This is a genomic window from Mesorhizobium sp. FG116 (genome assembly GCF_057809835.1).
The window spans coordinates 1-14,986 of the sequence record NZ_JBMDKS010000012.1 but is presented as its reverse complement, the minus strand read 5'-3'; the positions used below and the strand labels follow the sequence as shown (position 1 = coordinate 14,986).

The window sequence follows — 14,986 nt, the reverse complement described above, 5'->3', positions numbered from 1 at the left end:
AAAAGCCTCTTTGAGAGGCGGCGCCGTGGGTTAGCGTTGCGTTGGCCTGCCGACATTCCGGACCCTTGGGCCCTGACCGCTTCAAGCGGCAATCCGGCGCGAAAGAATGCTTGCAGGCTGGTTCTACCTGAAATGGGGATTTTCCACGTCTCCGGCAAGCGCCGACAGACCAACCCGGATCAGGTCTTGTTTCCGCCGGCCGCGACGTCGTCTACGATTGCCTTGGCCGCCAGGAACGCGGCTTCTATATCCATTTCGCTGGTATCAAGCAAGTGCGCGTCGGAGGCCGGCTTCAACGGCGAGTCTGCCCTGCCGGTGTCGCGCTCGTCGCGGCGCTGTATGTCGGCAAGAATACCGGCAAAATCGGCTGCGCCGCCATTCTCCTCAATCTCGGCAAGGCGGCGGCGCGCGCGCACCTCGGCGCTCGCCGTCACATAAAGCTTCACGTCCGCATCGGGGCAGACCACAGTGCCGATGTCGCGCCCGTCGAGCACCGCACCCGAAGGCTGTGACGCAAAGGCGCGCTGCTTTTCGACCAGTATCTTGCGCACTTCGGGGATCACCGCCACCTTCGAAGCTGCCTCGCCGACCGCATGAGCCGAAAGCACGGCGCGGTCGAGATGGCCGAGATCGACCAGCCTTGCCGCCTCCACCGCATGTGGCTCGTCGCCGAGCGGCCAGCCCTTCATCAACAGCATGTGGGCAACGGCGCGATAGGTCAGCCCGGTGTCGAGATGCGGCAGGTGATAGTAGTCGGCCAGCCGCCTCGCCAGCGTGCCCTTGCCGGCGCCTGCCGGACCATCAATGGCAATAATCATCGTTTGGCACCGTAGTGGCGCACCAGTTCGGCCATCGCCGCATTGTGCAACGGCTCGCCGCTCGTTCCAAGGCTCTCAGCCACCCTGTCCCTGTCGGCGGCGGGGCGGTTCTGGCTCACCTTCCACTTGCCCTCGATCTCGGTGATCTCGATCTCAAGCCCGACAATGCCCTTGATCTGCGACTGGATATAGCTTTCCGGCGCATCGCTCACCGCCCATGCGTCGGCGCGGCCCGTTTCGTGCTCGTCCGTCAGGGCCGAGACATGCGCATGCAGCCAGTCGGCGCCCTCCATGACGGTCACCTTGCCGCGCACCTGCACCATCGCATAGTTCCAAGTCGGCACGACCTTGCCGGTTTCCTGCTTGGTCGCATACCAGGACGGGGTGATGTAGGACTCTGGCCCCTGGAACACCACCAGCGCCGGTGCGCCGTCCTTCAGTTCCTGCCATTGCCCATTCGCCTTGGCCATGTGCGCCAGCAAGGTTCCCTTGGCAGATCGGCCCGCCTCGAGGTGGAACGGATAGACATTGGCCGTCGGCCCGCCGGCCGGCGCGGTGATCAACAATCCCAGCGGATGCGCCCTTATCAGGGCGTGCTGCACCTGAAGATCGTCTTCTTTGAAAAGCGGCGGCTGGTACATGCTGGCATTCTTTCTTGCGCTGGCTCGCTCTGGTCGCGGGTCAGCGCTTCGGCGTCTTTGGCAGTTTTCCGGCCTCGCGCGCAAGCTCGGCGATCAAGCGATCGGCTTCATCCAGACGCTCTGCTTTTCGAGCCTGAACAAACCTTTCGTATTCCGCTTCAGCTAGTTGCCGCGCAGCCGAGGCCTTCATAGACCCTCCCGAGCGCAATAGGTTTCGTCCAAGGCCCGTCAGTTGCTTGTCCAGCACGGCCTCCGCGTCGCGCATGACGACGAGACGTCCCAGATCGAGCTGGTCTTCGAAGACATCGAGCAGGATGGTCGTAAGCCGGTTCAGCTCCTTGATCTCAGCTTGCCCGAGATAGTTCTTCGATACTCTAACGTCGGCCTTGCGAATGGTGTCGCCCGGCCAGTTCACAAGGCCCATGTTTTCCGCGGCGTGGTTTGCCCTCGCCGCTATGATCTCGGCTGGCGTTTGCGCGGTAACCGCATAAACCAGTTTCGCTTGGGTCTGCTTGTAGAAGGTCTGCGAGACGTCCGAGGCAGGTTCGTAGTCCTGGCAGAGCGAGCATATCCTGCGCAGTTCCCGATAAACGTTGGCCTCGTCGGAGCGGATGTCGCGAATGATTTCGCGAAGCTCTGCAACACGATCCATGGCCTGCGGCTGCTTGAGCCGAGGCGCATCGACGACAAACCCTTTTCTCGCGAATTGCACCAGAATGCCGGTCGCCCAACGGCGAAAAGTGGTTGCCTGGGTAGAAGACACCCGATAGCCGACCGAGATCACCATATCGAGGCTATGCAGAGCGACGGGCTTCGCCGAACCAGCAATATGCATTTTCTGCATATTGCCTTCCTCAGCCAACTCACCCTCTTCTAAAACGTTGGCAATGTGCCGTGAAACAACCGATTGATCGCGCCCGAAAAGCTGCGCGATCTGCGCCTGCGTCATCCAAAGCGTTTCGCCTTCGTAGCGGATATCGAGGTGCAGCCCCTTCTCCGTTCCATAGACAAGGAAGCGGTTCCCGGTTCCTGCATCCTCGACGAGATGAACCGGCTCTTCGCTGCTGTCGTTCATAGTCCCACCCGGCACTGCAATGAGAACATAATAGCAACATCTGCAATTGAATGTCAGCAGGAAATCGTCGAATGCTTCTTCATGTGTGGATAAAATTCATCGCCCATCAGCGGAGCAAGGAAATTTGCCCAACCAAATCAGGGCTGTCTATTTCCTCACGCGTATGTTCCTGCCGAACTTATCCCCGCCCTGTCGCGCGGCACTATGCTTTGCCCGTCCCTTCCACCGGGAACACCTGTCATGACGGTGATTGCGTGGGGAGGGGTCGGTGCCCCGGAGGCGAGGCTAACGTGGTCTTGTTCCGGGGAGGTTTGGCTGCTCCCCCACGAAGGGGCCGGTTGCGCCCTGTGCAGCGTTGAAAGGGGACGCGCTAGGCCTGCCGAGCGTTGCCCTCACCTTAGCAGCGGCATCTTTTCGGAGAGCCTGTGAGGGGACACGGCGGGTCGATGAAAGCGGAGCGGCTTGAAACCTTAAGACACCGGACGGGCGGCCGCGAGGTCGCATTATCTATCTAAAACGAGCGTCCTTGCGGCCGCCCGTCTTCCCGACCTTGAGCTTTACAAGCAAAGGTCAGTTCTTTGATAATGGCCAGACGGCTTCAGCCGGGCGTGGCGATGAATAAGCACATCCATCTCTTCGTCATCCTAGGGCGGAGCAGGCCTAAGGCCGTTGCGAAGACCCTAGGATCCATGCCGTGAAGAAGCCGCAGCGCGCAAATGGCGCAAAAAATGGCTCCTCATTCTGAACCATGTTGCACGTGCCAACCCGCACGGCATGGATCCTCGGGTCGCGCCCATCGCTGCGCTCAGGCTTGCCCGAGGATGACGAACGGAAAGGGACTTTCCACGCGACAAGGCGCGGTGGCTCGGGGCGGAGATTCAGGTCAGGGTGAGTCGAAAATGGTGGAATTCGAGAACCGGAGCGGAGCGTACATTAAAGTACGTGAGCACCGGAAGCGCAGAAAAACGCCACTTGCAGGCCACCTTCACCTGAATCTTCCCTGCACCTGAATATCCTAGTCGATGTGAGCGCCAAGTCCCGCCATGAGCCCCATGAACTCGGGAAAGCTGGTGGCGATCATCGAGCGGTCATCGACCGTGACCGGGTGTTCCGAGGCCAGCCCCATGACGAGGAAGCTCATGGCGATGCGATGATCGAGATGGGTTTTCACCGCCTCGCCCTTGTCGCGACCGCCAAGCCTTTTGCCGCCCGGCGTGCCGCGTACGGCAAGCGAGGTCTCGCCCTCGGTGCAGTCGACACCGTTCAGCTTCAGCCCGTTGGCGACAGCCGCAAGCCGGTCGGACTCCTTCACGCGCAGTTCTTCAAGGCCCTGCATCAGCGTCTCGCCCTCGGCGAAGCTGGCGGCAACTGCGAGCACCGGATATTCGTCGATCATCGACGGCGCGCGCTCCGCCGGCACGACGACGCCCTTCAACTCCGAATGGCGCACATGCAGGTCGGCGACATCTTCGCCGCCGGCATTGCGTTCATTCAGCACCTCGATTTGAGCGCCCATCTCCTGCAAGGTCAGGATCAGGCCGGTGCGGGTCGGGTTCATCAGCGCGTTCTGGATGACGATGTCGGAACTTGGCACGATCAGCGCCGCAACGAGCGGGAAAGCTGCGGAAGACGGATCGCCCGGCACCGCAATGGTCTGCCCGGTCAGCTTGCCCTGCCCTTCGATGAAGATGTGGCGCACGCCGCGCTCATCGGTCTCGACCTGAAGATTGGCGCCGAACCCCTTCAGCATCTTTTCGGTGTGGTCGCGCGTCATCACCGGCTCGATCACGGTGGTGATGCCGGGCGTATTCAAGGCGGCCAGCAGCACCGCGGATTTCACCTGCGCCGAGGCCATAGGAACTCGGTAGGTGATGGGCGCCGAATGCTTCGGCCCGCGCAGTGTGATCGGCATGCGGTCGCCGGGCGCTGCCTTCAACACCTGCACGCCCATCTGCCTGAGCGGATCGAGCACGCGGCCCATCGGCCGTCCGGACAGCGATGCGTCGCCGATGAAAGTGGTTTCCATGTCGTAGGTGCCGACCAGCCCCATGGTCAGGCGCGAACCGGTGCCGGCATTGCCGAAATCGAGCGGGCCTTCCGGCTCAAGCAGAGCGCCGTTGCCGGTACCGCGAATCACCCATTCGTCACCCTGCTTTTGGATATGCGCGCCCATCGCCTTCATCGCCTCGCCGGTGCGCAGCACGTCCTCGCCCTCGAGCAGGCCGGTAATGCGCGTCTCGCCGGACGCCAGTCCGCCGAACATGAAGGAGCGGTGCGAAATCGACTTGTCGCCGGGAACCCGCACGGTTCCGACAAGCGCCGCCGAGCGGCGGGCCGTTGCAGGTTGCGGGGCGGCATCGTGCGACATGGCAATTCCTCTTGGCGAAATCCCGATGGACAGACATTTTCCCATCGGCGTGGCGGTCTCGTATCATGGCCCGCGGCTACGGTCATCCCCCGGCGCCGGCGTCCAAACCGCCCTTTTTCCAGGCTGCCTTTTAGCTTTGACAGCGCTTCAATGAGCCGTTAAGGGGACCAGACTTTTTTCGACGAGGCTTGCCGTGGCGAAACCCGAACTTGGCACAAAACGCATCGACCCGGAGACGGGCCGCAAATTCTACGATCTGAACAAGGATCCGATTGTCTCTCCCTATACGGGCAAGAGCTATCCGCTCAGCTATTTCGAAGGCTCGAAGCCGTCCAGCATCGAAGACGATGAGGACGTAGCCGAGAAGGAAGTCGACACCGAGGAAGAAGGCGCGGAAATCGTGTCGCTCGAGGATGCCGACGAAGAGGCGAAGGGCGACGACCTTCCCGATCTCGGCGACGACGATGACGATGTCGACCTTGGCGACGACGATGACGATACGTTCCTCGAGGACGAGGAAGAAGGCGACGACGACGTCTCCGACATGATCGGCGTCGGCGACGACGACGAGGAAATCTGATCACCTTCCTGCCGGCGCGTCGCTTCTTTTGCGGCGCCGGCAAAAAGCGGCCTGTTGAGGCTTGCTATTGACGACAGGCAGCGCTAGAAGCCGCCTGCACTACGGGCCGGGTCTTCCCGGTCTGATCTCTTCGCCGGAAACGGCGCCGGCTGACTGCCGGGAGTGGGGCCATAGCTCAGTTGGGAGAGCGCTTGAATGGCATTCAAGAGGTCGTCGGTTCGATTCCGATTGGCTCCACCAAACAGTCCCTCTCTAAAGTGACGGATTTCTCGGCAGGTGAATAGCTCCGTCTTTTCCGAGGCTTAGCAGAGCGTTCGTGGGAATATGTAGCTGAGACGCAGCGGTTTGGCTGGCTTTCTCTGTGTTTTCTGCCTAACGCCCCCGCAACGAAGAGCGTGAACGATCCCACTCAACACACGGCGATCATCCACGCGAGGCTTGCCGCGCACATCGGTCGAAAGCAGTGGCTCGGTCCGTGCCCACTGTGTATCGGAGAACCAAAAGAAATCAGCCAAATCACTGCCTCCGTGATCAGGCAGTGAATCACGATCTTCCGACCGATGCACCTCTTTTCCGATTTTTAAAACCCAAGATACCAGTCAACAGTGCGGTATTTTTCTGGATGTGTGTCGTAATCATGACGACTATCTGGATCAGATAGAATCTTGTAAGCGTATTCTATATTATCAACAAAGTATAATTTTCTTACAATTGACCTAGAAATCCCCTTTTCCCCTAGCCATTTTATCTTTTTATTATAAGCATCCTCTATTTCATCTTGAGATGCATACTCATTTATTGAGAATATGTCATATAAACTCATGTCGGCCTGGTGCGCTATCTCACAACCTTCAGGCACTATTTTATCCCTGCAATTGCGCGTGTCTGATAATAAAATATAATCCCATGGATCGGCTATGATGATCCAGCCATTTCGATCTGCGGTAAAAGTTCGATAACCAGCTTGCCGATATTCCCGTTATCATCCATTAACTGATGTGCTTGGACGACTTCACCAAGCGCATATTTTCGAAAAATACGCGGCGTGACGTTGCGCTTGGCAACAAGAGGCCAGATATGGCGCTCCACTTGGCGCGCCAGCCTGCTTTTTTCTTCTGTAGACTTTGGTCGCAGGGTCGAAGACGTAAGCGTAAGCCCCTTCATCATGACAGTCGTCAGGTCAATTGGAACGACGGCCCCTTCCATGAAGGCGATACTGACATGACGGCCGCCTGGCGCGAGCACTGAAAAATTGCGGGCAACATAGCTGCCGCCGACAATGTCCAGTACGACATCGACACCTCGATCGCCAAGCGATACATGGCAAACCTCTACGAAGTCCTCGCTTCGATAGTCGATAGCGATATCGGCGCCAATGGTTCGCAAGAATTCAACCTTTTCGGTGCCTCCAGCCGTCGCAACCACGGTAGCGCCGGTCGCCTTGGCAAGCTGGATGGCCAGGGAACCAATGCCGCTGGCCCCGCCGTGGACAAGCACCACTTCACCTGGCGCCAGCCGTCCAAGCTCGAAGAGGTTGTGCCAGACAGTGAATGCCGCTTCAGGTAGTGCCGCCGCGGGAATCGGATCGATCCCAACGGGGACTGGCAGGCAATGACCAAGCTGGGCGGTACAATATTCTGCGTACCCCCCGCCTGCCACGAGCGCTGCCACCTGCCGGCCGATCTGAGAATCGGAGACACCCTCCCCTACGGCTACCACTTCACCCGAGACTTCGAGCCCAAGAACATCGGTAACTCCGGCTGGAACGGGAATAGCACCGCGACGCTGCATAATGTCGGGTCGGTTAATTCCGGCTGCGGCAACTCGGAGCAGAACTTGCCCTGCCCCGGCCTTCGGCACGGGTCGGTGGACCAGTTGAAGCACTTCCGGTCCACCGGGTTGCGACGCCACGACAGCCTTCATCGTTGCCGGCAGAGTTCCCATTCGCAATCTCCTTTGTCACCGGTCCGCACAGCGACACCCGTTCGCTTGCTAGAATTGCTCCAGCTTCTTCCTGTTTGTGGCGAACCGTTGCGGATCGGTAAAATCGTGTTTCACGTCCTATGAGATCGGATACGCCGAGGCTTTTGTCTCCTCCGCTACCCGATGAAGGCAAGTGATGCCGGATCGAGAATCTTTTCAGCTTCTTCCGGGGTAACCAGTCCTCGCTCCACGGCGAGATCGGCCACCTTGCGCTCGAGCCGTAGAGCATCCTTGGCCAGTTCGGCGCTCCGGCCATAGCCAATCAACGGAACCAAAGCGGTAACCGATCCTACACTTGCATCCAAGTGTGAACGGCAGCGTGCTGAATCGGCCTCGATGCCGCGGACACAATCCTGATCGAGGGCACGAACGGCCGCCTTTAACATCTGGATCGAGAAATGGAGGTTGAAAGCGATAAGGGGCTCCATAGCGTTCAACTGAAGTTGGCCGGCTTCTGAAGCCATGGTGACGGCCATATCGTTCCCCACAACCTGAAAGCATACCTGATTGACCACCTCGGGGATTACCGGATTGACTTTACCTGGCATGATGGACGAGCCAGGCTGAACCGCGGGGAGCTGGATTTCACCAAACCCACCACGGGGCCCACTGGATAGGAGGCGCAGGTCGTTCGAAATCTTGGAGAGCTTGGTAGCCAAGCGCTTGAGCATTGCCGAAAACAAGACGAAAGCGCCCATATCCCAGCTTGCCTCGAATAAATTGGCCGCCGGGGTCAGCTTTTGTCCACTGATCGCCGAAAGTTCCGCCACCGCCAGTTTGCGATACCCGTCTGGCGCATTCAAACCGCTGCCGATGGCGGTGCCGCCGAGATTGATTTCGCTGAGCAGTGATAGCATCTCCCGTAAGCGAAGTACGTCCTCGCGCAACACCGTTGCGAAAGCGGAAAACTCTTGGCCTAGCGTCATCGGGATCGCATCCTGGAGTTGGGTGCGACCGAGTTTAGCGACTTTGGCGAAGGCATTGGCACGATCATCGAATGATGCAACGAGTGAGAGCAAGGCTTCCTCAAGATCAGCGTGCGCCAGTATCAGAGACAGGCGAACTGCCGTGGGATAAGCATCATTGGTCGATTGTGACCGGTTGACGTCGTCATTGGCATGCACCGGAAAGTTGGTTCCCCGAATGCCACCGAGACGTTCGTTGGCCAGATTGGCGACGACCTCGTTGACGTTCATGTTCACCGAAGTGCCTGCACCTCCCTGGACAACGTCGAGTGGAAACGCGTCGTGGTGCCTGCCGGTAATGATTTCATCACACGCGGCATCGATCGCCTCAAACTTATCTTGCGGCAAAAGCCCCAGATGGTGGTTGGTTGTGGCGGCGGCCTTCTTGGTCATTGCCAACGCAACCACGAGATGCGGGAACCTGTTCAGCGCGAAACCCGATATGCGGAAATTGCCCCGCGCGCGCTCGGTCTGAGCACCCCACAGGGCCTCAATTGGAACATTCACATCACCAAGACTGTCGTGCTCACATCTGAAATGCGTATCCATCGGTGCCCCCTTCAGGAGAACCTGCAAGACGCAGACGCTCCAAGCGGCCCGATCTCTAAAAGAATCCCACCAGACAACGCCAATCGCAAAGCGCTAAGCTAAAGAACGGAGAATCCGAGCCTTCGTACCTTCGCCAGGTATCTTCCTGGCACTCATGGCCACGGGGCCATGCCTGGGAGACTGTCGGTCGAAATCAATTCCCGGCAATGCTCCTCGAAACTCTTGGCAGCGCGTGTCATCCGCAAACCCCTTAGGGTTGCGATTCCAAGGGTCATGGGGGGATGGTCACCTTGTAATCGTACGTAGGCGAGGCGTTTGCCGGTAACAGAAAACATGTTCTTGGGCCTGGCTGTCGAAAGGGAATAACCGAAGCCGGAAGCTACAAAACTGCGAACTGTCTCAGGATATTGGGATATCGCTCCGATACTTGGCGTCAGCCCCTGCATCATGAAGAGCGAGAGAAAGTATTCCTTGCTCAAGGGCATGTCTAATTGAATGAATGGCTTTTCGACCAGTTCGGAAAGGGCAACCGATTCCCTCTGTGCCAGCGGATCGTCCGATGCCAACAGAATGAAGGTCGGCAACTCTGCCAGGGGTTCGAATGCAATGTCTTCGGTGAGATGAATGGCGTAGGTAAGCGCCAAATCGATCTCCGCACGACGCAACATGGCCATCAAGGTAGCTTCATCTTCCTCACAGACCCTCAGCCTGACGGCGGGATTCTGAACAATGAACGACTTGCACAGATCGGGGATGAGCATTGGCGAGAGAGTGCGGAACGAGCCGACATTGAGCGGACCCGAAACGGCATTGGCCACTTCCCGAGCCACACCGTGCAATTCCTCGGCCTGTTTCAGTAACGCCTTCGCGGCCTGCATTACCCGGTGGCCAGCAGGCGTTAGCGACAAGCCTTGAGCATGATGCCGCACAAACAGTTGAAGGCCGAATTCCTTCTCCAACTGCGAGATTGCCGCAGAAATCGAGGGCTGGGAAACATTGATCCGCTCGGATGCAAGCGTCACCCCACCTACTTCACCCGCTGCGACAAAATAAGACAGCTGGCGAAGTGTGAAGCGCAGCGAAAAAATGCGTAAACTTGTATCGTCCACGAAGCCCTGAACTGAGTTAAACTCCAAGCTTACAGTTCCCTGCATTTACGAACGTTTGCGCATGGAACCAATGCCGATGGTGGCGATGGAACCATATCATGTCAAGGCGTTGAAAGCTCTACAAATCGCCAGGAACTCCATAAGACGGGGCAGCCGAGGGGTTTATTCCGCGAGACACGTATGCATCCAGTTGCGGCTCCCAAATCCGCCAGAGTTTGGCGAGTTCGCCTATAGGATCCGTATCGTGCCAGTCCACGCGAAGATCCGCAACGGGCCAGGGAACCTCACGCACGAGCAGCATGCCGATTGAATGGACCGGTCCCTCCTCGCCACCTGCCTCCTCAGCGGCCTGCATGGCACCTATCAGGCGAGCACCCAGCGATGCACCTTCCGTCTTCATGAACGCTTCCACCATCTTCTCAGGCACCATGGAGCTTGACAGCAGATTGCCAGCCGCAACGACACCAGGCCCAATGACGGTGCGATGAGTGCCTAATGTATTGGCGCCTGAAAAGGCAGCCCCATTACCATCCTTGTCAACGAGCGCGAGCTGGCGATATTCGATGTGATGGGTTTGCGACCTGATCTCTTCCAAAGCGTCCATAGCGCTCAAACCAGACGCCATCAGGTCGAGACCGAGCGGTCCGAGCGTGGGATCGGTAATATTTTGGGTCGCCACAACGCCGACGCCGGCCCGCGCATGGGCGCAGCGCGCCGCCACGCAAGGGCTGGAGGAGGATACGGCAATTCCGAACATGCCAGTCTTTGCACAACGCGCAGAAATGGAGAATGTCATGCGACAGCCTCCGTCAAGCCGCTTCGGGAATGACAGCAGTCACTTCGATCTCAACGACCCATTCTGGCCGTGCCAGCGCTGGCACCACAAGGCCCGTTGAGCAAGGAAACACGCCCTTGAGCCATTTTCCCATTTCCTGGTAGACGGCTTCCCGGTAGCGGATATCGGTAACGTAAACGACAATTCGACAGATGTGGGCCATCTCGCTGCCGGCTTCCTCCAGCAACATCTTGATGTTTTGCATGGTCTTTGCCGTTTGTGCACCCGCATCGCCCACATGAAGGCATTCACGGGTATCGAGATCCTGGGAGACCTGGCCTCGCAGGAACACCATTGTTCCGCGTGCGACGACGCCTTGTGACAAATCATTGTCGAGCTTTTGCTCCGGATAGGTCTCGCGAGTGTTGAAAGGACGAAGGCGCTTATGAATCATGATGTCGATTTCTCTCAGGAGATGAAAAGGCCGCCTCGCCCAGTTTTGTGGTACGCTGAGCAAGGCGGCGGGGAGGATTACTTGGCAGCGGCTGACAACTTCTGCGCGCCATAGATTCTGTTCGACAAACCTGCGGATTCCTTCGTGAAGCGCAGCGGTTCATCCCATTTAAAGTTATTGTAGACGGCGGCCAGATGGGCGAAGGGCGGAGCCTGCGCGAAGAGCTGGAAAGTCAAACGGTGGCCGGCATAGTCCGAATTCAACAGGTCGCGCGCAAAAGCGAGCAGCTTGCGGCGGTCCTCGGCCTGCCAATTGTCATTCAGAGTATAGAACTTATCCAGCCAAGGGCCTGCCTCCGGGTCGCGGAAGCTGGCGACGTCCGGGGTAATGCATATCTGACCGCCGCAAAGTTCGCGCGCAATATGCATCATCAAATGCAATTGCGAGCAGGCAAGCACACGGCCCGTCATCAGAAGCGACTGGTTTGGCATCAAAAGCCCAGCCGGGCTTTGCTCGGCATTCGCTATTGCCGCTGTCAGGTGGGCGTTGATTCCTTCACGATAGCAGGCAAGCGTGGCGAGTTTCTCTTGCACCGCCGGCTGCTTTTCCAGACCGGTCTGACGCACGTTCCAAAGCGCCGCGCCGATCATCATGTCTGCAAGCTTCAGATTGCGCTGAACGAAGGCGAAGGCTGAATAGCGATGCAAAGTGGACCGGATAAACTGGGCCGCTTTTGTGTACTGATAGAACAGCACATTCTCCCAGGGGATCAGGACATCGTCATAAATGACCAACGCATCAATTTCGTCGACCCGATTGGACAACGGATAATCTTCAGCCGGCGCACGCCCGGCAAAGCCGGTGCGGGCTATGAACCGGAGATTGGGGGAGGAAAAGTCGCAAACGAAGCCTACAGCGTAGTCGGACAGCTTCTCGTCGCCCCAATTCGCGATCGTCGGTTTGGTAAATGCCTGATTGGCGTAGGCGGCTGCCGTTTCATACTTCGCACCACGAACGACAATGCCCGCATCGGTTTCCTTGACGACATGCAAAAGCATGTCCGGATCCTGGTCTTGCGGCCTTTTCGAACGGTCACCCTTCGGATCCGTATTTGCCGAAACGTGGAACGGGTCGTTGCGCAGAACGGTATTGATATGACGTTCGATATTTTCAGCAAAGCGAGGATCGACCTCGTTCAACATTTCGCGACCGTCGAACAACGACCACATTTCGCCGACGGTTTCATCGCCGACGCGCGTAACGACACCCTTGACCTCTTCCAATACGGCATCCGTGGAACGGCGCTTGTCGTGCCAGTCCTGTTGCGTATAGGGCAACTTGAGGCCGATAGCGAAGCGCTCGCCTCCGTCTTCATAGCTCATCACATCACGATGCTGGGGCTGGTGAGCCATATCGTAAATGTGGGCCCTGATATCGACGATGGGCTTAAACATCGGATGGGTGGTGACGTCCTTGACGCGCTCGCCGTTGATCCAGATCCGCCGACCATCACGGATCGAATCCCGATATTGATTGCCGGTCCTGATCATATGAAAAGCCTTTCGTTAGATAGCTTGATGTTTTGAAATGCGGCCTAGTTGGCCAAAGGCAGAGCGGCCGGATGACAATAGGTGCGCCGAAAATGTGCCAATGGCGCACTCTCACTGGCTGTTACATCCACAACTCGGCCGACGAAGATCGTATGAGTTCCCACATCCTGCGCAGTATGAAGGACACAGTCGAACGTGCTGGCCGCACCGGGCAATCGTGCAGAACCGGTCGTCGTGGCTCGCCATTCGGTGCAGCTGAAATCGAATGCTTCGCCTTCGCGGGGGTGGCCCGCGAAGACATCGGAGATTTCATGTTGATCAGCCGCCAGGAGATTGACGCAGAAAACGCCGTTCTCCTTGATTGCCGTGCACGCAGGGCTACGACGGTTCATACAAACCAGGAGCATCGGCGGATCTGCCGAAACCGAAGCCATAGCGCTCACAGTAACGCCAAACCGGCCGCCGGCTCCGTCGGTTGTAATGACATTGACGCTGGTCACGGCGCCGCTCATTGCCGACACAAAAGCCGTACGCTCGGCAGTCGGGTACGCCTCCCTGGCGCCTGCAACCGCCGAAGCGGCAGCGGATATTGGTTCAATCATCGACATCTTTTGATCTCGCGACTTGCTCATCGATTTCTCGCTGCGTGAATTAGTGCGGCAAAAACCTTGTTTTGTATAATAGAGCTTAAGTATTTTTTAGATCAGGATTTCCGATCCTCTTTGGATCAACCCTCCCGCACTGTGCGTACGATCGCTTCCACTGCAAATTCATAGCCTTGCGGGCCAAGCCCAATCAGACAGCCCGTGACAGCCTGCGAGATGTAGGAATGGTGCCGAACGGCCTCGCGCTTGAAGACATTGCTGACATGGACCTGGAAGCTTGGGCCGCTGAAAGCGGCCAAGGCATCCATCAAGCCTATTGATGTATAGGAAAGGCTGCCCGCATTGATGACGAGGCCGCTGGCCTTTCCGCGCGCCTCGTGAATCCAGTCTATCAAGACACTTTCAGCACTTGACTGTCGGAAGCGAGCCTTGGCCCCCAGGGTCTCGGCTTTCGCGCGGCAACGCTCCTCTATTTCGGCTAGTGTCAGCTTCCCGTATGGCCCCTTTGGGTCAAGGCCGTAGAGGTTGGTATTTGGTCCATTAATGATCTCGATGTTCAATGTATCCGACGACATATTGAGAACTCATCCTTACGACGTCTTGGAATTCCGCTTGCTGGGCTATGCAGCCGGCGGCCTGGTGACGACCATGGCCGGGCGTTCATCAAAGCTGGCGAACCAGCGTGTGGAGGCGGGCCTGCGCTCGCGCCAGTTCAGTTCGGGAAAACGGAAATCCAGGTAGCCCAGGCTGCAACCGAAGGTGATGGTCCCGATCGTGACGGCGTCGCCGATCTCGGGAAGCACTACCTCGATGTGGTCAAGCGCGGCCTCCACCTTGCGCAACTGTGCATTGCGCCAGGTGATGCTACGCTCTGCCTCCGGTCGCATGACCATTTCATAGCGCGCCAGCAATGCGGCATCGAGGAGCCCGTCGCCGAGGGCTTGCTGGGCCAAAGCGTTCCAGCGCTGGGGCCCGTCTTGAGGAAAAATCGTTTTGTTGACCCCGGAAGCAGCGAGATATTCACAGATCACCGGGCTATCAAATAGGCAAGTCCCTTCGTCCGTAACCAATGCCGGGATTTTTCCTAGCGGATTGAAGGCCAGCAATTCCTTGTCAGCGGCCAATGGTGTTGTGCCACTGCTCAACAGGTCCAATCTGTCGGCAAGACCTGCTTCATGGGCTACCACCATGACCTTGCGAACATAGGGAGATGTCGGCGCATAAAAAAGTTTCAATGCAATATCCTGAGCGTTGTTGATGAAGCCCGCCGAATGGTGAAAGCGCTCGGAATCGTCGCTGTGCATCACTCGAAAAGCGAGGAGACAGGGTTAGCCATGGTCAACCCGTTCACGGTTTCTGGTCTTCGGCTCCTATCCCCGCGAGGGCCGCACGGGCGACCTCGACATCCTGTGCGCCGGTGCCCGATCCCACGCCAACCGCACCGACGCACTGGCCATCGATGACGATCGGCAACCCACCTTCCAGGTTGGTCAGACGGCCCCCGCCGGCGATGG

General features: G+C 58.0%; 16 protein-coding genes, 1 tRNA gene and 1 pseudogene. 2 read left to right on the top strand and 16 right to left on the bottom strand.

What is annotated here, in order from left to right; translation table 11 throughout:
• Positions 1–179: 179 nt before the first annotated feature.
• From cmk to aroA, 4 genes are all read right to left on the bottom strand, one after another.
• On the bottom strand, positions 180–818 hold the full coding sequence (cmk, locus tag ACODTY_RS11480; protein WP_488994399.1) for a (d)CMP kinase: 639 nt from the start codon (positions 816–818) through the stop codon (positions 180–182).
• Positions 815–1,459, bottom strand: coding sequence for an FMN-binding negative transcriptional regulator (locus tag ACODTY_RS11475; protein WP_488994398.1), 645 nt, complete (start codon positions 1,457–1,459; stop codon positions 815–817). The genes cmk and ACODTY_RS11475 overlap by 4 nt, the downstream gene beginning before the upstream one ends.
• Before the next feature lie 40 nt (positions 1,460–1,499).
• Positions 1,500–2,534, bottom strand: coding sequence for a RhuM family protein (gene rhuM, locus ACODTY_RS11470; RefSeq protein WP_488994397.1), 1,035 nt, complete (start codon positions 2,532–2,534; stop codon positions 1,500–1,502).
• 1,015 nt (positions 2,535–3,549) lie between these two features.
• Positions 3,550–4,902: a 3-phosphoshikimate 1-carboxyvinyltransferase gene (gene aroA, locus ACODTY_RS11465; RefSeq protein WP_488994396.1), complete on the bottom strand. Its 1,353-nt coding sequence runs from the start codon at positions 4,900–4,902 to the stop codon at positions 3,550–3,552.
• A gap of 193 nt (positions 4,903–5,095) precedes the next feature.
• On the opposite strand from aroA, the gene ACODTY_RS11460 reads away from it, so the two are divergent.
• Positions 5,096–5,482, top strand: coding sequence for a TIGR02300 family protein (locus ACODTY_RS11460; protein WP_488994395.1), 387 nt, complete (start codon positions 5,096–5,098; stop codon positions 5,480–5,482).
• Between the two features lie 164 nt (positions 5,483–5,646).
• Positions 5,647–5,722: transfer RNA gene (locus ACODTY_RS11455), tRNA-Ala, on the top strand.
• A 137-nt stretch (positions 5,723–5,859) separates the two neighbouring features.
• Here ACODTY_RS11455 and ACODTY_RS11450 read toward each other — a convergent pair.
• The 12 genes and pseudogenes from ACODTY_RS11450 to ACODTY_RS11395 all read right to left on the bottom strand — a co-directional run.
• Positions 5,860–5,997: pseudogene (locus ACODTY_RS11450) on the bottom strand (transposase); the annotation flags it as partial.
• A 65-nt stretch (positions 5,998–6,062) separates the two neighbouring features.
• On the bottom strand, positions 6,063–6,341 hold the full coding sequence (locus tag ACODTY_RS11445) for a DnaJ domain-containing protein (RefSeq protein WP_488994394.1): 279 nt from the start codon (positions 6,339–6,341) through the stop codon (positions 6,063–6,065).
• Positions 6,342–6,397: 56 nt separating this feature from the next.
• Positions 6,398–7,405 carry an NAD(P)H-quinone oxidoreductase gene (locus tag ACODTY_RS11440; RefSeq protein ID WP_488994393.1) on the bottom strand — a complete coding sequence of 336 codons (1,008 nt, stop codon included), beginning with the start codon at positions 7,403–7,405 and terminating at the stop codon, positions 6,398–6,400.
• Between the two features lie 176 nt (positions 7,406–7,581).
• Positions 7,582–8,979: an aspartate ammonia-lyase gene (locus ACODTY_RS11435; RefSeq protein WP_488994392.1), complete on the bottom strand. Its 1,398-nt coding sequence runs from the start codon at positions 8,977–8,979 to the stop codon at positions 7,582–7,584.
• 152 nt (positions 8,980–9,131) lie between these two features.
• Positions 9,132–10,115 carry a LysR family transcriptional regulator gene (locus tag ACODTY_RS11430; RefSeq protein WP_488994391.1) on the bottom strand — a complete coding sequence of 328 codons (984 nt, stop codon included), beginning with the start codon at positions 10,113–10,115 and terminating at the stop codon, positions 9,132–9,134.
• 91 nt (positions 10,116–10,206) lie between these two features.
• The gene (locus ACODTY_RS11425) at positions 10,207–10,884 is read right to left on the bottom strand and encodes a DUF1028 domain-containing protein (protein WP_488994390.1); all 678 of its coding nucleotides are present in this window, start codon (positions 10,882–10,884) and stop codon (positions 10,207–10,209) included.
• A gap of 13 nt (positions 10,885–10,897) precedes the next feature.
• Positions 10,898–11,317 (bottom strand): RidA family protein, encoded by a 420-nt coding sequence (locus ACODTY_RS11420; RefSeq protein WP_488994493.1) that lies wholly within the window; start codon positions 11,315–11,317, stop codon positions 10,898–10,900.
• 77 nt (positions 11,318–11,394) lie between these two features.
• A complete protein-coding gene (locus tag ACODTY_RS11415) occupies positions 11,395–12,867 on the bottom strand; it encodes a 4-hydroxyphenylacetate 3-hydroxylase family protein (protein WP_488994389.1) in 1,473 nt (490 codons plus the stop codon).
• A 44-nt stretch (positions 12,868–12,911) separates the two neighbouring features.
• Positions 12,912–13,499, bottom strand: a complete 588-nt coding sequence (locus tag ACODTY_RS11410; protein WP_488994388.1) for a flavin reductase family protein — start codon at positions 13,497–13,499, stop codon at positions 12,912–12,914.
• Positions 13,500–13,594: 95 nt separating this feature from the next.
• Entirely contained in the window at positions 13,595–14,047 is a 453-nt protein-coding gene (locus tag ACODTY_RS11405) for a type II 3-dehydroquinate dehydratase (protein WP_488994387.1), read from the bottom strand.
• A 45-nt stretch (positions 14,048–14,092) separates the two neighbouring features.
• Complete coding sequence (locus ACODTY_RS11400; RefSeq protein ID WP_488994492.1) at positions 14,093–14,707, bottom strand: glutathione S-transferase; 615 nt, start codon at positions 14,705–14,707, stop codon at positions 14,093–14,095.
• A gap of 112 nt (positions 14,708–14,819) precedes the next feature.
• Positions 14,820–14,986: heme-binding protein (locus ACODTY_RS11395; protein WP_488994491.1), on the bottom strand; the 167-nt coding region annotated here is incomplete at its 5' end.